16 protein-coding genes are annotated in these 21,945 nt (G+C 37.2%); 1 reads left to right on the top strand and 15 read right to left on the bottom strand.

Features of this window, described 5'->3' with window-relative positions:
* Positions 1 to 167: 167 nt before the first annotated feature.
* From arcC to ACIP9W_RS13705, 9 genes are all read right to left on the bottom strand, one after another.
* Complete coding sequence (gene arcC / locus ACIP9W_RS13745; RefSeq protein WP_400790328.1) at positions 168 to 1,103, bottom strand: carbamate kinase; 936 nt, start codon at positions 1,101 to 1,103, stop codon at positions 168 to 170.
* A gap of 19 nt (positions 1,104 to 1,122) precedes the next feature.
* Positions 1,123 to 2,028, bottom strand: coding sequence for an oxamate carbamoyltransferase subunit AllH family protein (locus ACIP9W_RS13740; protein WP_400790325.1), 906 nt, complete (start codon positions 2,026 to 2,028; stop codon positions 1,123 to 1,125).
* Positions 2,029 to 3,303, bottom strand: coding sequence for a YlbE family protein (locus ACIP9W_RS13735; RefSeq protein WP_282242187.1), 1,275 nt, complete (start codon positions 3,301 to 3,303; stop codon positions 2,029 to 2,031).
* 69 nt (positions 3,304 to 3,372) lie between these two features.
* Positions 3,373 to 5,118, bottom strand: a complete 1,746-nt coding sequence (fdrA, locus tag ACIP9W_RS13730; RefSeq protein WP_400790322.1) for an acyl-CoA synthetase FdrA — start codon at positions 5,116 to 5,118, stop codon at positions 3,373 to 3,375.
* Between the two features lie 115 nt (positions 5,119 to 5,233).
* Positions 5,234 to 6,283, bottom strand: a complete 1,050-nt coding sequence (allD, locus tag ACIP9W_RS13725) for an ureidoglycolate dehydrogenase (protein ID WP_400790319.1) — start codon at positions 6,281 to 6,283, stop codon at positions 5,234 to 5,236.
* A gap of 51 nt (positions 6,284 to 6,334) precedes the next feature.
* Positions 6,335 to 7,384 carry an ureidoglycolate dehydrogenase gene (allD, locus tag ACIP9W_RS13720; RefSeq protein WP_400790317.1) on the bottom strand — a complete coding sequence of 350 codons (1,050 nt, stop codon included), beginning with the start codon at positions 7,382 to 7,384 and terminating at the stop codon, positions 6,335 to 6,337.
* A gap of 24 nt (positions 7,385 to 7,408) precedes the next feature.
* Positions 7,409 to 8,173: a (S)-ureidoglycine aminohydrolase gene (gene allE / locus ACIP9W_RS13715; RefSeq protein ID WP_142539820.1), complete on the bottom strand. Its 765-nt coding sequence runs from the start codon at positions 8,171 to 8,173 to the stop codon at positions 7,409 to 7,411.
* Positions 8,174 to 8,228: 55 nt separating this feature from the next.
* Positions 8,229 to 9,479, bottom strand: coding sequence for an allantoate deiminase (gene allC, locus ACIP9W_RS13710; protein WP_400790315.1), 1,251 nt, complete (start codon positions 9,477 to 9,479; stop codon positions 8,229 to 8,231).
* Between the two features lie 270 nt (positions 9,480 to 9,749).
* Entirely contained in the window at positions 9,750 to 11,126 is a 1,377-nt protein-coding gene (locus ACIP9W_RS13705; RefSeq protein WP_400790313.1) for a uracil/xanthine transporter, read from the bottom strand.
* A 238-nt stretch (positions 11,127 to 11,364) separates the two neighbouring features.
* On the opposite strand from ACIP9W_RS13705, the gene ACIP9W_RS13700 reads away from it, so the two are divergent.
* A complete protein-coding gene (locus tag ACIP9W_RS13700) occupies positions 11,365 to 13,020 on the top strand; it encodes a PucR family transcriptional regulator (RefSeq protein WP_142539818.1) in 1,656 nt (551 codons plus the stop codon).
* A 69-nt stretch (positions 13,021 to 13,089) separates the two neighbouring features.
* On the opposite strand, the gene ACIP9W_RS13695 is transcribed toward ACIP9W_RS13700, so the two are convergent.
* From ACIP9W_RS13695 to ACIP9W_RS13670, 6 genes are all read right to left on the bottom strand, one after another.
* Positions 13,090 to 14,430, bottom strand: a complete 1,341-nt coding sequence (locus ACIP9W_RS13695; protein WP_400790310.1) for an allantoinase — start codon at positions 14,428 to 14,430, stop codon at positions 13,090 to 13,092.
* An 84-nt stretch (positions 14,431 to 14,514) separates the two neighbouring features.
* The gene (gene allB, locus ACIP9W_RS13690) at positions 14,515 to 15,870 is read right to left on the bottom strand and encodes an allantoinase AllB (protein WP_400790308.1); all 1,356 of its coding nucleotides are present in this window, start codon (positions 15,868 to 15,870) and stop codon (positions 14,515 to 14,517) included.
* Between the two features lie 72 nt (positions 15,871 to 15,942).
* Positions 15,943 to 17,412 (bottom strand): allantoin permease, encoded by a 1,470-nt coding sequence (gene allW, locus ACIP9W_RS13685; protein ID WP_400790305.1) that lies wholly within the window; start codon positions 17,410 to 17,412, stop codon positions 15,943 to 15,945.
* 283 nt (positions 17,413 to 17,695) lie between these two features.
* Complete coding sequence (locus ACIP9W_RS13680) at positions 17,696 to 19,093, bottom strand: NCS1 family transporter (protein ID WP_400790303.1); 1,398 nt, start codon at positions 19,091 to 19,093, stop codon at positions 17,696 to 17,698.
* A 689-nt stretch (positions 19,094 to 19,782) separates the two neighbouring features.
* Positions 19,783 to 20,163, bottom strand: coding sequence for a Rid family detoxifying hydrolase (locus ACIP9W_RS13675; RefSeq protein ID WP_400790301.1), 381 nt, complete (start codon positions 20,161 to 20,163; stop codon positions 19,783 to 19,785).
* Between the two features lie 46 nt (positions 20,164 to 20,209).
* A complete protein-coding gene (locus tag ACIP9W_RS13670) occupies positions 20,210 to 21,865 on the bottom strand; it encodes a PucR family transcriptional regulator (protein ID WP_400790299.1) in 1,656 nt (551 codons plus the stop codon).
* Positions 21,866 to 21,945 lie beyond the last annotated feature (80 nt).

The raw sequence follows: 21,945 nt of genomic DNA, 5'->3' as shown, positions 1-21,945 counted from the left end.
ATAAAAAAAGTGAACATAGTTAGCTAGTCTTTTTCTGACAGTTAATATCTATTATGTAGATTTTAATATTTGCGGGGGTGTTGAAGAAAGAAATTAAGTAAATAAAAAAGCACTGTCTACCCCTGCATTCTTATTGAAAGTAGGGGTAGACAGAACAACTTTATATATTACATTACAATACGTGTACCAGTTTTTCCTTCAATTGCATCTTGTAGTTTATCAATCGAAGTAATGATAACGTTCTTTCCGCCTTTTTGTAGGAACAGAATCGCAGCTTCGATTTTAGGTCCCATGCTTCCTTTAGGGAATTGACCTTCATCTAAATAACGAAGTGCATCATCAATTGTCATTTCTAATAAATTTTCTTGGTTTGGTTTACCGAAGTTGATAGCAACTTGTTCAACACCAGTTAAGATGAATAAATAATCAGCGTTAATATCAGCTGCAAGTAATGCACTTGCGAAGTCTTTATCGATTACAGCTTCAATACCTTCGATTTTTCCGTCATTTTCAATTACCGGAATTCCACCGCCACCAGTGGAAATAACAGAAATACCATTGTTAAGCAAAGTTTCAATTGCTTCTTTTTCAACAATTCTAACTGGCTTTGGAGATGCAACAACACGTCTATATCCACGTCCAGCATCTTCAACGAATGTTAAGTTTCGCTCAGCTACAATTTTCTCCATATCTTCTTTAGAATAGAATGGGCCAATTGGTTTTGTAGGATTTTCAAATGCAGAATCATCTTTTGAAACAACTGATTGAGTTACAACTGTTGCAATTGTTTTATTAATATTACGTTCCGCCATTTTGTTTTTAAAAGTTTGTTGGATTAAATATCCTAAGTTACCTTGCGTTTCAGCACCATATACATCTAAAGGATACTCTGGAATTACTGATTTCGCCATTTCTCCTCTTATTAATGTATTACCAACTTGTGGGCCATTTCCGTGAGTAATTACAACTGTATGACCTTGTTCCATTAAATCAAGAACAGGTGCAGAACTCTCAACTAAGTTTTCTCGTTGTTCTTCAATTGTTCCTTTTTGACCTTCTTTAATGATTGCGTTACCGCCAATCGCTAAAACGACTTTACTCATATATACACTCTCCAACCTTTTAATTTGTTTCTATTTTTGTTTTCCTAAAAACTAACATTCCGATAAGAATACCTAAGACCGTATCCAAACCTGAACTGTGTCCAACTCCGATTAAGTCATATAAGACTTTCTCAAAATTAGGGGCATTACCGTCAGCAAGTGCATTGACTAGATTTGAAACGGTTGAGCTAAACTCCTGTTTAAGTGCATACCGTAAATATTCTCTTGCCACATCAGTAGTAATTGATTCGCCTTCAATTAGTTCTGAAACTTTTTCATAAAAGCTTGGGGAAAGAGTTGGGGAAACGGCATCAAAGGCAAGCATCCCGACAATCATGTCATCGCCTGAAGGAGTCAAGCCTTGTCCCCTTCCAAGAAAATATCTAAGGACTTTCTCCAATAAATCTTTATCGCGCGACTCTGCAGCTTCCATCAACTGTATCAAATAGGGTTCAGCACCAAGCCAACTTTGTTCGCCTGCTGCAAAAAGCTTATTTAAAAATTCTTTGAACGAAACATCCAGTCCAGTATGGTCTTCTATTTTCACTAGTTGTGAACAAAATTGCTCAAAACTTGCTTTAAAAATGTCTGTACTATCTAAAGTAGTTAATTCATTTTTAAAGCTATTGCCTTTTTCGATACTGATTGTTACCCTTGGTAATTCTATGGAGTTGTTTTTTTTATTCCATATAACTGGATCTCCATTGTTCACAAAGGAAACAGCTCTTAACGTATCTTCTTCTTGAAGATGAATTCCAAATGGCAGAAGTCCGTTTTTATTATTTCCAATAAATACAAGAGAATCTTCTATTTTAATATTAAAGCCATTGGCAAAACGACTATGAACATATCCATTTTCACTTTTATAAAGAAGGAGAGGAACTAGATAACTATAGTCCTCTCCAAAAAGAGTGCATTTATTCATTTATTGTGGGTCAATTAGACCAAGTTTTACAGCGTATGCATCAATTGCTTTTTCGAAGCAAGCTAATGGAGCACGAACTGTACCTGCACCAATTTGGCCAACTCCAGCTTCTTTATGAGCAATACCTGTGTTGATAATTGGTTCAATTCCAGTTTCAACAACTTTTCTTGCGTCAATTCCTAGGGCAGATCCTTTGAAGTCCCAAGTTGGAATAGAGAAGTTAGGGTTATGATCAATACAAATTTCCATCATATCATTACTAGTATTAACTGCATCGTCCATACCACCAGCACCTACGAAGCGTGTAACACCAGGAGCAGCGATCATTGCAAAACCGCCTACACCGAATGTTTCAGTGATCGCACTGTCACCCATGTCAGGACAAGCTAAGTCTTGATCATAGCCAGTAAAGAATAAACCTTGAGGCGTATTAACAGGTGCTGTGAACCATTGGTCACCCATACCAGCAATACGAATTCCGAATTCATAACCGTTACGGCACATTGCTGTTACTACTGTACCGTGTTGGATTTCACGTGCTGTATCCATTACTGCTTTCGTTGAAGCCATCGCAATGTTTAAGAAGTATTGATCAGTATCAGCCAAGAATTGAATAACATCTTGCTTATCTGAGTCCGCTACATCTGTTTTTAAAATATAAGGAGTAATTTCTTTTAAGAAAATAAGTGAACCAGCAATATTACGTTGGTGGAACTCGTCTCCCATTGTAATTGCTTTCGCCATCATAACGTTAACGTTTAATCCGTCACCTTTAACTTTTATTGCTTTTGAAAGTGTTGGACCAAGTACATCTCTGAACCATGCAAGACGTTTAAGTACTTCGTCAGAGTAAGCACCAAAACGTAGAACTGCACCAATACCTTCATTCATTGTGCAATATGCTTGGTTTCCACCATCACGATTTTCTGCCACAAGAACTGGCATGCTTCCAGATGTAATTCCTCCCATTGGACCAACCGCGTTCACATGGTGACATGGAATGAATTCAATTTCTCCATTTTCAAGCATCTTAGCTGCTTCATCTGCGTTAGAAGCCCAACCTTCAAACAATGTAGCTCCTATGCAAGATCCTTGCATAGGGCTAGTCATGTTTTCCCATTTAATAGGTGGTCCTGCATGAAGCAGAACTTTCCCGTTTAACTCTTGAATGACAGATTTGGCAGGCACTACATCTACTAAGAAAGGTGCACTCGATACAACTTTATCGATTACTGCTCGGTTTGCTTCGTCGATTGTTTTATATTGTCCGTACATTATGATTCCTCCTGATAATTCATTGGTCGTTTAATTTCGTTGGCCTAAAGTTTAAATAGCTTCTTTCGATTAACGAAGTACACTTAAAATTTGACGCATTCTTGGGTTGCCGCCAGCAACTGGACGCCAGTCATACTGAACAACTCTTCCGCCGTTAGCAGTAATCGCTTCTGTGAATTTCTTTAATCCAACGTTAACAACGTTTGGTTTTTCTGTTAATAACTTTTGGATAGCTTCAGAAACAGTAATTTCAACTATTGCAGTTTCTGTTGCAGGTACTAATTCTTTTTGTACTTCTTCGATTTGGATATCAAGCATAGCTAATGCAGTAAGAACCGCTTGGTTGTTACTATCACGTAGAATAACTCCAGCTTTTTCTAATTTTGCTTTTTGCTCGTCAATACCTTGTGGATCTTGGTCAGTACCACATACAGATGCTACGAAGTAAATTTCTTTACCTTTTGCTTGTGCATCTTTTTGAATTTTTTCGATACCAGGAATAAGTGCGCCTGCCATATCTTCATGAGAACCATATCCAAGAACTAGATCAAATAGGATAATTGCAGTTGACTCATCTTGTGCTGCTTTTTGGAAGTATTGAATTCTTGTATCTGGGTCGATCATTGGGTGTGGTTTACCTTGTGTATAAATATCATCCCCAAGGTCGATCACTTGGAATCCATTTGCATTTAGAAGGTATCCTTCCTCATGGGCTCCACTATTATCATAGTTAAGACCACTACTGATTAAAGTAGCTGCTTCATAACCTAATGTACCGCCTGAGTATAGACCTTTAATTGTTTTTTGCTCTGGTTTTAAAGTTACTGCAGGTACTTCTGCTTGTAATCTGTTGTAATTTGGCTTAATAGGGTTGCCTTTCACAAGATCTACTGCAATCGCAGCTGTTTCTTCAAGTGTGTTAGCATAATATACATTGCCTTCATGGTTATGTGGCTCTTCACCAAGGAAAATCGCAACAACTGGTTTAGAAAGGCTTTGTAGCAATTGAACAACCTCATCACGAACTTCTTTTGCAGGTGGTTTAGAGATCAATGTGATCACTTCTGTTTGACTATGTTGTGCTAATGCTTTAATACCATCTAACATTGTAATTGCACCGATTTTATCATTTAGGTCACGGCCACCAGTACCGATTGCATGGCTAATTCCAGCGCCTAAACGGTCAATTTCTGTTGTAACTTCTTGAATCCCTGTTCCAGAAGCCCCGATTACACCAATTTTACCAGTTTTCATAACGTTAGCGAATGCAAGAGGTACGCCAGAAACTACTGCTGTACCACAGTCAGGACCCATTACAAGAAGACCTTTGTCATGTGCTTTTTCCTTAATACGACGCTCATCTTCAACTGTTACGTTGTCACTGAAAATAAGAACGTGCATATCTCTATCAAGAGCTTTTTCAGCTTCTTCCGCTGCATATTGACCTGGTGTAGAAATAATCGCTAGATTCGCACCTGGTAATTCTTTTGTAGCTTTATCCCAAGAACGAACAGTTTCGAAAGCTTCTTTACCACTTGCAATTGCTTGGTTGTTTAAATAGTTATCTGTTTCATCTAGAACCTCTTGGATTTTCTCTTCTGAGTCAGTATCAACAACGATACACATATCATTAGATGCCGCACCTTCAAGTTCCTCTGTGTATAGATCAGCTGCCTTTAAAATATCTTTATTGGCTGGAGTTCCCATCATAATTTGAACTTTGTTAATGCCATCCATAGTAGATATTTTATTTGTAAGAAGCATTAAATTAACTGAATCCTGATATGAATTCTGTTTAACAATTGTATAAAGCATGTTTGAATGCACCTCTTTGTTATTATTTTTACTTAATTTATCAAGAAAACCGAAATGGCCAGGGTAAAATAGGCACAGAAAATTGGGTGGCCACAAGTTGACCACCCTTTATCTTCTACTTAGCAAAAGGGCTTTTGTTATCATAAGCATTGTTGTGAACTACGTCTGAAACTAAATACTCATAAATATGATCAACAATTTCGATTCCGTTTTCTTCGTATTTCTTTTCCCTTTCAGCACTTCTTTGTCCAGGGTAAGAAACATGATCAAAACCAGGAGCTGGTTTAATGTTATTAAGATCTTGCATAGTTGTTGCGATACTTTCCTGGAATAGATTTAACGCTGTGAAATATTCCGGATTAATAACAATGTGAAGTTGGCCAAGATTTCGATGCTCGGTAAGATCATGGTACATGGAAGATACTTTGTTTCCAAATGGAAGTCCAAGAAGAATTCCAGATAAAACATCTACCATCATCATAAGACCGTAACCCTTTGGCCCAGCAATTGGTACTAAAGCATTTACCTTAAATGGATCGGTTGTAGGGTTTCCATCGACATCAACCGCCCATGTGTCAGGAATGGATTCGTTTTTAGAACGAGCGTGAAGAATTTTCCCCCAAGCTTGAACGGTAGTTGCCATATCAAATGTAATGTTCTGCCCGTCTTTGCCTGGTGCTGCAAAAGCAATCGGATTTGTTCCATAATAAGGCTCTGATCCACCAAAAGGAACGACCATCGGATCCGATTGGCAAACAGAAATACCAATTAAGTTCTCATTAGCAGCTTGTTGAACAAAGTAAGAAAGCGCACCACTGTGACTGATTCTTCTTACACCAACAACAGCTACACCGTTTTCTTTTGCCATTTGAATCGCTTCGTCCATTGCTAACTTGGCTGCAACATGCCCTGCTCCATTATCACCATCAAACACAGCTGTTGCAGGACCAGTTTTTTCAAATTTGAAATCAGGATTTGCATTAATACCGCCTTTAGCAATTCTTTCAGCATAATACTCCACTCTCATTGCTCCATGAGAATGGACTCCTCTAGCATCTGCATGAACTAGAACGTCAGCAACACCACGCGCATGATCCTCAGTTAATCCTGCTTTCTGCAGCTTCGTAGTAATCAACTCATTCAATTGCTCGCTACTTAATCTCATTCCACTCGTCCCTCCTATTTTTCAACCGATTATCTATATTCGAATCATAAATTATTCTGCAAATGGGTTTTTATGATCATATTGATTATTATGGATAACATCTGATTTTAAATACTCATAAATGTCTTCAACAATCTCAATTCCATTTTCCTTATAATCCTCAATGACAATATCATTGTTTTGACCAGGATAAAGGACTTTAGAGAAGCCTGGTGCAGGTTTGATTTGATTTAAATCGCTCATTGTTTCGGTAATGCTATTTTTAAAGTTAGCTATCCCAGTAAAGAATGCCGGGTTGATAACAATATGAAGCTGACCTAATTTTCGATATTCAGATAAATCTTCGTACATGGAAGAAACTTTGTTACCAAATGGAAGTCCAAGAAGGATTCCAGATAATACATCAACCATCATCGCAAGACCATATCCTTTTGGACCTGCAATCGGTAATAATGCATTTACATTTAACGGATCTGTTGTTGGTTCCCCATTGCTGTCAACTGCCCATGTATTAGGGATGGATTCTTTTTTGGAACGAGCATGAAGAATTTTCCCCCAAGCTTGGACAGTAGTTGCCATATCCAATGTGATCATTCTGCCATCACTGCTTGGTGCAGCAAAAGCGATCGGATTTGTTCCATAATAAGGCTCAGCACCACCAAAAGGAACAACCATCGGATCAGATTGACACATGGAAATGCCGATTAAACCTTCACTTGCCGCTTGTTCCGTGAAGTAGGAAATGGCACCGCTATGAGAGATATCTCTCACACCAATAATGGCAACTCCACTTTCTTTAGCCATTTTGATTGCCTCATCCATTGCTAATTTCGCAGCTATATGGCCATTACCGCCATCACCATGAAATACGCCAGATGCAGGGCCTGTTTTTTCGAATTTAAAGTCTGGGTTCGTATTGATCCCGCCCTTTGCAATTCGTTCTGCATAATACTCCACGCGAACAGCACCGTGGGAGTGAATGCCTCTTGCGTCAGCAAAAGTTAATACGTCTGCCGCGACATCAGCATGCTCCTCATTTAGACCGGCCTTGTGAAGCTTTGTTTTGATTAGACTTTTTAAGTCTTCGCTTTTCAATCTCATCGTGACACCTCTTTTTTTAATGTATTATAATGATGCATCCCGATTGCAATCTTTAGAATAAACGTATGTTAATGGCTCTCTACCCACTGCATACGCTGCTTGATGCACATATGGAGCCATAAAGATGTAATCATCTTTTTTGACTGGAATCCATTCATTATCTAGGTTATACATACCCTCACCAGATAATAGGTAAGCACCATGTCCTTGGTAATGTGTTTCAACAAATGGGTGGCTAGCTGCCGGGTCAAATGAAAGAATGTGGAAATTCATATCAAAAGCAAGATCTAATGGTAAAAGATCTTTAAGATGTACGTTGTGCATATCATCATAATCCATATACTCAATCTCATTCGCATGACCTGAAACAACCCAAGGCTTCTGTCCTTCTAGTGGGTTGTGTTTTTGTTTGTAAAGGAATAGACGAGAATCTCCTGATTCCATGTTTTCCAAATACATTGTTACGCCTGGTGGGCAATATAAATAACCACTTTCTTCTAGAATGAACTCTTGGTCATCCGCTTTTGCTTTCACTTTTCCGCTAAGAACATAAACAAAGCATTGTACATCTTCTTCACCGCAGTAACCTTTGCTATTCTTTCCGCCTTCGTGCATTGTTACTACGTAGTCAACAAAGCTAGCACCAAGTTTTGGTGAACCTAAGATGGAAATTCTGCAATTTTCAAATCCAGGGATAACATTATTTACTAATCCCTCTGGAGCGATAAGCGCATATTGACCTGGTTTAATAATTGATCTGCTTGAAAGTAAATCCTTTGGATAACCCATTATTACATTCTCCTCTGTTTGCTTATATTTTTATCTGTACATTGAATTCACAGTGTTATTCTTTATAACCCAATTCATAAAGTGCACCAATGAGTGCTTTTACACCTTCTGCTAAATCTGCTGGTTCTGTAAACTCAGCCGGATTATGGCTGATCCCTTTTAAACTTGGAACAAACAGCATAGCTGTTGGTACAACTGGAGCAAAGATTTGAGAATCATGTCCCGCACCACTGTGCATTAATTTGTAATTTAAACCATTTTGTTTAAATTGGTTTTCAATCAGTTGAACAATGGTTGCATCCATTGGAACTGGATCTGCATCCATCCACATATCGATAACTGTTTCAACACCATGTTCTTTTGAAATTTCTTTCATTCTTTCAGTCATCTTTTCTGTGAAGTTCACCAATATTTCTTTATTTGTATGACGAACATCTATCGTGAAAATCGCTTTTCCAGGAACAACGTTTACAATGTTCGGCTCCGCTTCAATCTTGCCGACTGTTGCAACAAGCGGATCTCCTTCTTCTTTAGCCATCGATATAAGTTCAAATATCATTTGGCTAGCTGCATAAACGGTATCTTTTCGGTAACCCATCGGCGTCGTGCCTGCGTGATTTGCTTCTCCTGTAATTTCAACAGTGAAACGTCTTTGTCCCACAATGCTGTAGACAACCGCTACTGGAATTTGTTCCGTTTCCAGAACGCTACCTTGTTCCACATGAATTTCTACAAATGCTTTGAGATCTTCACGCTTTGCAGTATCATCCGCTTTAAATTTAAATCCAGCTTTTGACATCGCTTCCACAAAAGGAATACCATCAAAATCCGTAATATCTTTTACATCTTCTCTTTTGGCTAATCCGACTATATTTTTTGAACCCCAGAAGGCATAAGGAAAACGACTTCCTTCTTCCTCGGCCATCGAAACAACTTCGATATTTCTTAGTGGTTGACCAAAATGTTTTTTCAAATATTTCAATGCAATAATTCCCGCAACAATTCCATATGCACCGTCAAAACGGCCGCCATTTTTTACAGTATCCACGTGTGAGCCAGTCAAAACAGTTTCGTTTGTGTTTTTTCCTGTTAACGTTCCGTATAAATTCCCAATATCATCAAATCGAGCTTCCAGGCCTTCGTTCTCCATCCATTCTTTTAATGCATGTTGACCTTCAACCCACTCTTTTGTATAAAGTAAACGAGAAACTCCGCCTTCTGGATCTTTTCCGAATTCGGCTAACCATTCAAGCTTGCCAGCTGTTTCTTCTGCTAAATTGTCAAGCTTTTGTACAATGTCTTTCATATCGTCCACCTATTTCACCATCCTTCTCTGCGCTATGTAATTTCTATAATTATTTTGGTAACGCTTCTATTGTTTGTAATACATGCGGATAGTATGCACTGAATTGTCTTGTATCAACTTATTGTCTTTCGCTACACTCTCCATTGTAATCATTGCCACAAAAATAGTCTTTAGCATAAATGGACAAATTTCTATATTTTATTTATCCATTTATGATATCTCACTTTTCTTGCCAAATTCCTGTTCTCGTCATTTAATTTGTCGAGCGGTTCAATCATTAACCGGACTTGTTGTATCCTTTTGCTTACCACTATCTTCATTCCCGTAATTGTCCCATTTAAACAAGTTCTCTAATAGTAGAGCTAGAATGATTCCCACTAGCAATCCACTGCTAAGAACTGGTCGGATTACACTTGGAATAGTAACAAAATAAGATGCAGGAAGGGTCATAATCACAACTCCTACAAACAACGGAACAGCCGAACGATAGACATTTACCGTATTAAATTCAACCTGTTTGAAGAAATTCAAGGAAGAATTTAAAAGAAGCAAATAAGAGACAAATAATGCTGCACTACCAATACTTAATGGAAGCTGTGAGAAAAAGTGACCAATTGGCGGTATTAGACCCATTACAAGAAACATTAATCCACCAAGAACAAAAGGAATTCTTTTTATAATTCCCGTTTGACTTAGGAAGCCGATTGAAGATACGTAAGGTGAATTTGGAACTAGCCCAAAAAATCCGGCGATAAGCGTAAAAATACCTGTAATCGTAAAGGAAGCTCTGTATTCAGATTTAGTCGTTTCCACCTTATACATACTTTCCGTTCCCTTTAGTGCGCCTATCGTATTTGCAGAGTTTAATAATCCAGCGATTACAGTCGTCATGATTATTCCGATATCCCATGCAGGCTTTCCTAGTGGAAATAGCTCAAGGCCAAACGATGTAGCTTCACTGACAGCACTTTCCGGCTTAAAAATAAGCGCATAAACAATCCAACCACTGATAATACCGATAAGTAGACCATAGCGTCGTACACTTAAAGGTGCCTTTACACTAATCACGATTACAATAATCGCAACTATGATCGATAATAAGGAAATGGATACGTCGATATGAGCACCCGCTGCTTGGTTACCAAATGGAATGCCTAGCATTCCCTTTAAAAAGATTCCAATTAATTGACATCCGAACAAAAACATAAACACACCCATTACGGCAGGTTTAAATAAATTGGCAAGACGAGGTCCTAGCCCTGTTACACCAATCAAAAAAGTCAAAATTGAGGTAATGATAATTCCAACAGTTAAACTGCCCCCTAAAATAGGTAATGGCATCCCTTGTGCCGCAGCTGTACTACATAGCGTTAAAATTACACCCCACCATAGGCCCGATTGTCCTTCCATAATGGCTCTTTTATGCCCCAAAAACGCTTGCACGATACATGCCAATCCTGTCACGATAAAGGAAAGCTGAAGCATATTGACAATTGTGCCTGGGGAAAGTTCAAAAGCCGCTCCGACAGTGATCGGTATGACAACAATGTTCGTAAAAATAAAAAAGAGCCACTGTAAGCCCGAAATCCAGTTGCTTGATTTTAATAATTCGTTAATAACAATCACCTTTCTTTTTATGAATAACAACAGTCTTAATGCTCCGTAGAATAATAACTACTAATGCATCTGTACTGGATGTATGACCAATTTAGTATTCCCTAATTTTTAGCCTTTATCTATTCTAGTCTACAGCTATTGCTTGAAATTGTCATTGTTTACTATGACCAATTTGAGCTTTGATTTTTGTTTACTTTTAACGTAAAATGGATAGTATAGGAACTAGAGTAATATTTCTTATGGAAACTTTAGTAGAGAGGGTATTCGCATGAAAACCATAAATGATTTATTTATATTGGAAGGCATGAAAGAAGGTATTGTACTTGCAGGCCATCGCGGTCTAACAAGAAATGTACAATCTGTAAATATATCTGATACACCTGACGTGATTAACTTTTTAGCCGAAAATCATCTTCTCCTTTCAACGGGATATGCTTTTAAGGATGACACAGAGAAGTTCTGCGAGCTAATCAAACAAATGCACGACTTAAATTGTTCTGGTCTTGTTATCAAGATTAGCCGATTCTTTCATCAATTACCTCCTGAAGTAAAATTACTGGCTGATAATCTCGCATTTCCAATTATTGATCTGCCTACAAAACATACTTTAGGGGAAGTTTCTCGTCACATATTGAATTATTTGAATGATCATGAGGCAGAGCAACTGTACTATGCGTTACATGTGCAAAAAGAGTTCTCCAATATGCTTATCAAGGGATATAGTTTAAGTGCTCTATTAGAACAATTAGGTTACCTTTTGGCACGTCCAACACTCTTATTGAATCATAGAGGCGAAATGATTGCTCAAAGCCACGACTTTGTGAAGGAATCAATGAAGGAGATAAAACAAGAGATTCTTCAAAAGATAAAGGAAGACATACTTGTTGCACGAGAAGGAACAACATTTTCCATTCCATCAAGGGAACATCAAAATGTTTCCACTTTCCCTGTTCATACAAAACGGCAATATCCTAGCATGCTAGTCATTTTCGATTCACTCACCTTACCATATCCATCTTCGCAAATGGCAATCGAACAGGCAGGCAATGTCATTTCATTTACTATCGTAAAAGAGCAAGCAATCGAAGAAAACTCGCGATTGTTAAAAAATAACTTCTTTGCTGATTTAATCGAAATGAAAATCCAGTCTGACGAAGAAATATATAGCCGCTCTAACTATTATGGACTTCAAAAAGGGATGGAGAATGTCTGTGTAGTATGCACAATTGACGCCCAAGGAGAAGTATATGAAACGTTGCAACTTTATGAGAAAAAGGTTGGAGAGCTTCACAATAGTGTTTACGACCAGTTGGAAGATGAAATTATTCATCAAAATTTAGAAGCAACTTTATTTACAAAAGGGAAGTACTTCGCAATGATGTTACAATTCCCTAAATATGGCGACGAAGAAATTAATACAATTACACAATTCGTAGAAAATGTCCAAGCAAGCTTTAATGGCGATTTCACTCTTTCCTTTGGAGTAAGCCACTCAGTGCCTTCTCTCAAAGAGATACCGACTGCTTATTATGAAGCTGTGGAAGCGATATTAACCGGGTATGAGCAAAATTTAAAAGGGTTTATAAAATATTACAAAACAAGGGATTTAGAGGAATTGTTAAAATCTCTTCCTCGTAAAGACTTAAAAGCCCTATACGAAAATACATTAAAATCTTTGGCCTATCCAAAAACAAAGGAAGATCAGGAACTAGTAAAAACGATTCAAGTTTACTTAGATGCTCAATGTGAGTTTTCGGAAACATCTCGAAAATTATTTGTCCATCGAAATACAGTGAAATATCGAATAGAAAAAGCTGAGGAACTGTTAAACTGTTCTCTTCGCGATCCATCAGATTCTTTACGTATACGCGTAGCCCTCGTCATCGGCTCTATTCTGTTAGATGAGGAAGAAGCATTTAGTTAAGAAAGTTTAAGCATCTTAAGCTAGACAGTAAAAAACCCCAAACCTGAAGAGGTTTGGGATTTTTACTATTTATGCATTCACTTTTTTGGAAGCAGTGATTTCTCCATTTTCAAATACAACTTCACCAGCTACAATTGTGGATTTAACTTTTCCTTTAAACGTCATACCTACATAAGGTGAATGTTGGTGACGATAGAATAAATCTTCATTCTTAAGTTCAAAGCTTTCTTCTAAATTTACAAGCGTTATATCCGCATCGTATCCTTTAGCAATTGTCCCTTTGCCATCAAGTTCAAATAATTTAGCAGGGTTTGTCGCTGTTAAAGCTACAATTTTCTCTAAAGGCAGGTTACGTTTAAAATATCCTTCAGTTAACATAACATTTAATGTTGATTGAGCACCGGAGATACCGCCCCAACCTTCGAAATAGTTATCTGTTATTGTTTTCATAGAAGCAGGAGCTGGTGAATGGTCTGAGGCAATTACATTAATCTCTCCATTTGCAACTGCAGCCCATAAATCTTCAACCTCATCTTCATCGCGTAGTGGAGGACAGCATTTCGCCAATCCACCTTTTTCTTCAAGATCTTTTACAGTTAAAGCTAAATAATGCGCGCAAGTTTCAACTGTGATACCGACGCCTCGCTCTTGCGCTGCTCGAATGACTTCAACGACCTTTCTACTACTTGCATGGACTACATGTACTTTACAGCCAGTTGCTTCTGCGTAAGAGATGATTCTTCTTACAGCTTCAATTTCTGAAATAATCGGTCTCGATTCAACAAAATCTCTTGCAGTCGTTTTACCTTGTTTTTGCTTTTCTTCCGCAAGCTGATCACAAATAACTGTACTTTCAGCGTGAACTGCTAAACGAGATCCAAGAGAAGCGATTTCTTTCATCCCTTTGAAAATCGTTTCATCGTCCACATGATTGAAATCAGCGATACCACTCGGTGACATGAATGCTTTGAATCCGATAACACCATTCTCATGTAGTTCTTTTAAATCCGCAATATTTTCAGGAACAAGTCCGCCCCAGTAATGAGGATTTACAATCGATTTTTCATCCGCACAAGCCTTTTTTAAGTCTAAGTTTTTTTTGTTGATTGTTGGCGGTGTACTATTTAAAGGCATATCGAAAAAGGTTGTAACTCCACCAGCAGCTAAGCTTCGGCTTCCTGTTTCAAGTCCTTCCCATTCAGTTCTTCCAGGCTCATTGAAGTGAACATGCGTATCAATTAACCCTGGCAAAACATGAAGTCCTTCTGCATCGATTACTCGATCCGCAGTGCCTTCAAGAGATTGACCAACCTCTTGGATTTTCCCGTCTTTAATCGCAATATCCCCTTGAACAGTGGATTCTGCTGTAACAATTTTCCCATTTTTAATAATTAAATCGTATGTAGTCATCTTTCATTCCTCCAAGTATATATATCCCTTTGCCATAATCGTATTCGAGAATGACAAAGGGATTGAATAAACCATTTATTTATCTTATTTAGCAGAGATTAATTTTCCAACTGGTTCTCCGACAATTCCATTTTCTAAATCAAATACCACATTTCCGCGAACAATTGTTTTTGTTACGCGACAATCAATTTTTCTACCTTCATATGCACTATGTTTGTTTTTGTAGTAAAGGTTTTCTCTTTTAACTGTATACGACTGGTTAGGATCCACTAAAATGATATCCGCATCTTTGGAAACTGCAATTTCACCTTTATGAGGAATATTGAAACGTTCAGCTGGCGTTGTTGCAATTAGGTCAACAAATTTATTAACGGCTAATCCGCGCTGTTTAACAGCTAAGTCAAACATAAGATCGACATTGTTTTGCGCACCGCTAATTCCACCCCAAGCTTCCCAAATATTACCTTGTTTTAAGTCCTCTGTACAAGGTGAATGGTCAGACGTTAACCAGTCAATATTCCCATTTAGAAGCTCATCCCATAATCTTGCTTGGTCTTCAGCTTTTCTGATTGGAGGTTGACATTTTGCTCTTGGTCCAATTTCATCCACTTGATCGGCAGTGAAAGCAAAATAATGAGGGCATGATTCAACTGTTACATCTACACCTTCTGCACGTGCTTTCAAGATAGTCTGTATTGCCTCTGAAGTGCTGATATGAACAAGATGCAATTTACAACCAGTTTCTTTCGCAAAAAGTATTGCGCGTGAAACAGCTTCCACTTCTGTAAAAATAGGACGTGATTCCGCATATTCTACTCCAGAGTTTTTACCTTCTCTTTCATATTCTTTAGCAAGTCCAGATGTAACGGACGCGTTTTCTGCATGGATACATAGGATTTGATCCAATTCAGCTAACTTTTGCATTCCTTTGTATAATGTGTAATCATCTACATTTACGAAATCTTCCGGAATATCACTTGTAATATCAGATAAGAAACATTTAAAAGCTAGAACACCAGCATCAGATAATTCTTTAAGTTGGTCCAGGTTCTCAGGTACAAGTCCACCGTAAAATGCGTAGTCTACATAGTTTTGATTGACTGCTGCTTCCAACTTAAGATCTAATGCCTCTTTATTGATTGTCGCTGGAAGTGCATTAAGCGGCATTTCCACATAACTAGTCGTCCCTCCAGCAGCTAACGATTTAGATCCTGTTTCAAAACCTTCCCACTCTGTACGTCCAGGTTCGCTAATATGAACATGCGTATCGATCATTCCTGGCATAACATATTGACCAGCTGCATCAATTACTTCTTTCGCATCATCTGTGATATGTTCAGCAATACAAGAAATCTTTTCGTCTTTAATCCCGATATCCAATTTGTAAACACCATCACGCAGTACAACATTTCCGCCTTTAATAACTAAATCAAAATTCATTTGAATTCCCCTCTCAGCTTTCATATTATAATTACCACTTTTTACTAATCATTCGATTAGTTACTTCTTTTATTAACTATTCTCCTTATGTAACTCTGGAGCTGTCTCTAACAAGTTTCCTTTTAAATGCCTAAATTCAAGCACTGTGTAAAGAACAAAAGCTGTAATGATCCCTACAAACCACGACATATCGTAAAGTGGTTTTAAAAAGGGAACGAAATTGCCAATCAAACAAACGACTCCTGCAATGACTGTTGTTAAAATCGCATTTACATTAAAACCCTTTGTATAATGGTACCTTCCCTTTTTGGCATCATATAATGCATCCAAATCAATATTTCTTTTGGATAAGATGAAATATTGAGCTAACATAATACCGGTAACCGGAGCTAATATCCCACCAACAATATTTAAGAAAGTAAACACACTTGTTGCACTTTCCATCAGTTTCCACGGCATTGTAAGAATCCCAATGACCGCTGCAATGATTGCTCCTGATTTGAAAGTAAGTCGTTTAGGAAATAAAGAAGCTAACTGATAACCAGCAGGAACGATATTTCCAGTAACGTTAACCGACAATGTTGTTAAACATAGAGTAAGAACGGAAATAGCGATTGCAAACGTCCCATCAAATCTAGCAACAACATCAAGTACGTTCCATATCGGTGTTCCAAAAGCGATTTCTGATCCAACAATAATCGCGATACTCGCAATCGCAAACAAAAGATATGTCACAACAACTCCAACTGTTTGTCCGACAGCTTGGATTTTTGTAGATTTCGCTAATTTCGTGAAATCCGAAACATTTACAATCGGCGCTGCCCATGCTGCAACTATTGCTGTTAATGCAGCAAAAAAGATAATAAATTTATTTCCTTCGATCCCTGAGCCAGTATGAGCCAAAATAGGGCCAATTCCACCTGCTAAGTTAATAGCCCAAATCGCCATTCCTCCAAAAACAATGTAAACAAGTGGAGAAAGAATATTGGTAAATCTACCCAAGAACCCCATTCCTCCATATATCAAAGCAACGTTTAATAACCAAAAGATTAAAAACGAAAGCAATCCTGGCAATGATAATCCTAAAAAGCTCCAATCTCCGCCCAACGTTAAATAAGTCGGCCATAGCTTTCCGATTAAAATTGATAGTGCTTGGCTTCCAGCGAACGTTTGAAATCCGAACCACATAATTGCTGAAATAACTCCCCTTAATACTCCAGGGATCATTGCTCCTTTTGGGCCATATGATAAACGCAACAGCATAGCAAACGGCAATCCGAATTTGGATCCTGCGTGACCATTAAGAACTAGCATAAGAGCAATGACCACAGAGGCAACCATAATTGCCAAGAAGACTTGACCAACTGACATCCCCAACGCAAAAAGACCACCGATAGCGACATAGTTTGGAATGTTATGAACTGAGCCCATCCAAACAGTGAAAAAATTCCCTATCCCCCAATTTCGATCAGCTTCTGTTGTGGGCAAAACGTCATTACTATAGCCGGCAGCTATCGCTTTCTCTCTATTAAATTGTTTCAAAAAGACTTCCTCCTTATTACAATGCCACTAACGCTAAGCAGCTATATGTGAATAAAACTGTATTAATCCTTTAAAGATTAATTACTATAACAGTGAACTACATTAGTATACAAAAAAAATAGTTACACTTCTTTAGGTTAGTTAACCAAAAGCAACAAGTTTTATTATCCATTGTAAATAAGAAAGGGCACCGTTATGTACACTTTGTACAAAACGTTGTGCAAAACAAACAACAAAAATACCTTATGGAAATATACTCCCACAAGGTATTTTCAGAAAGAAGTTATTTCTCGAAAATTGTCCCTTTTTTGAAACTTGAACCCTTGAAGGCATATTTTGATAATAAGTAGTACGCTATTCCTGCTACTACTACACCAATTATCCATGCCAACTCTACCTCGATAAACGCAGCGGCCGCTCCGATAAACATCGCAAGCAAACCTGCTGGATTATAGCCAGCATAAGGGCCTCCTTCATTGTACAAATCGCCAGTATTCACTCTCTGTTTTCTTAATATATAATATTCAACCAATAGGATCGAGATAACCGGCCCTAAAAATGCAGAGTAGATAAGAACGAACATATTAAGACCTGCAGCTGATGACTCCTGTATAAGTAACCAAGGGAATGCACATAGAGCAAGCAATCCTGTAATCGTTACAGAAATTTTATAATTTAATTTTGTCAGTAATGTAATTACATACGCTGGTGGAACAACGTTTGCTACCATATTTGTCGCAATTACTGTAATAACGATAAATAGAGATACACCCGCAGAAATATATGGATTTTCGATTACCATTGGAAGTGCTATTGCAGGATTCGTTACACCTGTTGCAGAAGCTAACATAGCACCAATAACAATAACAAAACCATATGAAATAGTGATTGGAACAAAGTATAATGCCCCACGTTTTTTATCGCTAATACCCGTTTTCAACTCTCTAGAATAGTCGGCAGCACTAACAAAGATCCCTGCATAATTTCCTAAAAAGACCATAATCAGTGCAAAGAAATGTATTCCCCATGACCCTTCTGCTTGTACCCAAGTTTGAGTAATCTCAGTACCGTATGATGTTACCAGGATTCCAAAAACATAAATAAGTCCTATCATGAAAATAATAGACGCAACCGTCTCTACCCATTTAATCGCATGGAAGCCAAATAGTGATATAACAATCTGTAATAATTGAAGACCTACAAAACAAACAACAATATTATTAAAAGATCCATTCGTAATAATCTTTAAAAATTCATTAAGTGCAGTACCGCCAATCCAGCTTTGAATACCATACCACACAATAGCAGGTACACCGCGTAGTAATGACGAAATAACTGTTCCTTTTGTACCGAAAGACATTCTTAGCTGTACAACGTATGGTATACCTGTTTTATAGCCTAGTCGGTCATTTAATGCAAAAATAGTGGATATGATCCCAATGGAAATTAGTGCTGCCAGCATTGTTTGGAAGATGTTTAGCGTTGCTACTCCCGCTATAATTACACTGGCTCCTAACGTCATATTCCCTATGTTAACCCCATCGCCCATCCACATGAAAATATAGTCTCTTGGCTTAACGGTTCTATCCTTTTCGGAATTTGGATGTAGTGATTTATCTAATCCTGTGGCATGTTCAATTTGTGTTTCTTTTGCATCGAAACTTTCATTTGCTGTAGACATTTGTCATACTCCTTTTTTATCGACTGATGTATTTAAAGCTACGTTTATTTTTGACGATAAATAATAGTTTAACCTGTTGCTATATAATTATTACACTATACGTAGTGTTTGCATTTGGAATGGTAATTTTCTCTCCATAAAAAGCAGTTCACTTTAATTAGTAAAATAATTCCGAGTCACATTAGATTAACTTTACTATCCTCTCGAAAACGGTTTCACGATGAACAAGATTTATTATACATAGCTTTAGCCAAGAGGTCTTTATGTCTATTAAACAAAATGTACAAACCCTCACTATATACACTGCATAACATTTATTGATATAGTAGCTTATTTGCATAGTCTTTTGTACACATTGAACAAAAAAATTCTATGATTAAATAGACAACAAAACATAATTATTGAAATACAGGGGTTGATATCCAATTACATTTTTATGAAAGTTTAATGACAATTTTCCGACATTTATTAGAACTAATGGCTTATTCTAATCCTAGCAGATATAAACAGGTTAACTTACTACGTAGTATGTTTATACCCCACAGTTAACATACAAAACACTACTTCTCACATTAGTTGTAAATATTATGTGGCTATCTAAGTGTTTTATGTTCTTAAGTAAAGAAAAAGCACTGGAATGTTTTCCAGTGCTTTGAGATAGGAAGCTAGGCTCGCTTTCTCTTAAATCATTATACGTTTCTCTTAGCGATCATTTCAATTTCTACTTCCGCTCCAAGTGGTAATGCTAAAACTGCCACACAAGTTCTGGCTGGGTATGGTTCCTGGAAGTATGTTTTATAAACCTCATTCATAGCGGAAAAATTATTCATATCCGTTAGATATACATTTACTTTCACTACATTATCAAATGTTAAATTTGCCGCTTCTAACACTTCAGATAAATTGGTGAAGCATTGTTTGGTTTGTTCTGCTATATTTCCTTGTAAATTTTCTACTGTCTCCGCATTCATTGCCGTCTGGCCAGATAAAAAGAGGAAATTATCTGCTTCTACTGCATGTGAATATGGTCCTGATGCTGTTACATTTTTTGCACGATATGTCTTTCTCATAATTCTTTAACACTCCTACTCTTTTCTTTGGTAAAACTTAATATTTTTAAATCTTTTCTCGTTCAAGAAGTTCAATAATCTTTAATCCAATTTGAACTAACAACATTTCTTCGGCATCTTCAAAATTCATCCCTGTTATTTCTTTGATGCGTTCAATACGATAGACAGCTGTTTTATGGTGGATAAAAAGAAGCTGGGATGCTTTTGTTGCATTTTGATTGCATTGTAAAAAAACTTTTAATGTAGTTAGCAAATCTGTTTTGTTTGCCTGTTGATAGTTTAGCAACATTTGTAAAGATGGAGGTATAAATGTCTTTAACTCTTCCGAATTAGTAAACTTACCTAACATCCTAAAGACCCCAAGTTCAGAATAAGAAGTTACGAATTCCCTACCATTTAAAACTTCTCCAAATTCCAAGGCATCCTGTGCCTTTATGTAACTTTCAGAAATGCTATTTATATTTTCTGATAGCGTCCCTATCCCCACTTGAATAATTATTTCGTTAGCTTGCTTTTTTACCAAATCTAATATACTTGATACTTTTACTTTAATTTTGACCAACCACTCTGGGTCCTCAATATTAACTTTCCAAAGCACTACCTTTAAACCGCTTTTACTGCCCATAATCATATTTGGTAAATACTGATGAATAGCCTCATGAAGCAATATCTCTTCGTTGCCATTGGAAATTCCTCGTTTCACTTGCTTCGAGGAGATCAGTTCGTTCTTTTTGCTTATCTTGAATAAAACAACTGCAAATGCCCCTTCTATATCCCAACCAATTAAATTGGCATCTTGATAAAGAATATTAGAAGGTAGTTTTCCTTCGATTAATTGTTCCAGTAAATCATTTTTAAATCGTTTATCAACTTCTGCTACAGCAAATTTTTTAACTAGTTCTAGCGAAAGGGAGGTTGCAGCATTTTCAATCGCAATAAAATCAAGCTCTTCTAAAGGTTTATTCATTTCACCTATTAATAGATAAGTTTTTATATGGTTTATCGTTTCAATTGGAACGACTATTTGATGTCCAATTTTCTCTTTTTGTTCCGTATACCTAACGATTTGACGGTAATGTGGAAATTTCATTTTTTCTGTTTCGTCAAAGTAATAATTTTTTTCTACAATTTTGAAATCAGTTAAACCAGGGAGTGTGGTAGCTATGCAAAAGAAATTTCGATCAAATAAGGCAACAGGATTTCCTATTAGGTTCTCTAATGTCTCAATTATTTTTTCTTGGCTTTCATCTGCCAATGATAAAGCTGTAAATTGGTCATGGATTTCTTTATAGTACTGTAGCTTTTTTACTTGCGTATTCAAAATTTCTTCCATTACTGGATACAGTACATCTACATAAGGAACTTCTTTAGGAATTTGGATGATTGGCAGTTTACACTTTTCCGCTTCATCAATGATGGACTGGGGAATTTCTTTTACAAATCGATGATTTTTAATCACTAATGCACTAACTTCTTTTTCAGCTAACTTCGCAATAAACTGCTTTTGCTCCTGCTCGTTAAAAAAACGGATTGGGTACAAACTGGTCAATATGAGTTCTCCACCTTTTAACCAGTCAGTAATATCTGGAGCTTCCATTATAGTAGAACCTTTTACAACTTTATGCAAATATTGCTCCCCACTTAAAACAACTGACTCTTTGAGGGATGATAAATTCAAAACATCTTTCACGCGAAATTCCACTTAACTCCCTCCTTTCTACTCGAACAAAAGGGCAGAGATATGCCTCAGCCCTTTTGTAATCCGTTATTGCTTTTTTCTTA

This window comes from Psychrobacillus sp. NPDC093180, assembly GCF_044754065.1.
Lineage (GTDB): Bacteria > Bacillota > Bacilli > Bacillales_A > Planococcaceae > Psychrobacillus.
Note: the sequence above shows the minus strand (reverse complement) of the source record. Positions and strands in the feature narration are given on the sequence as shown.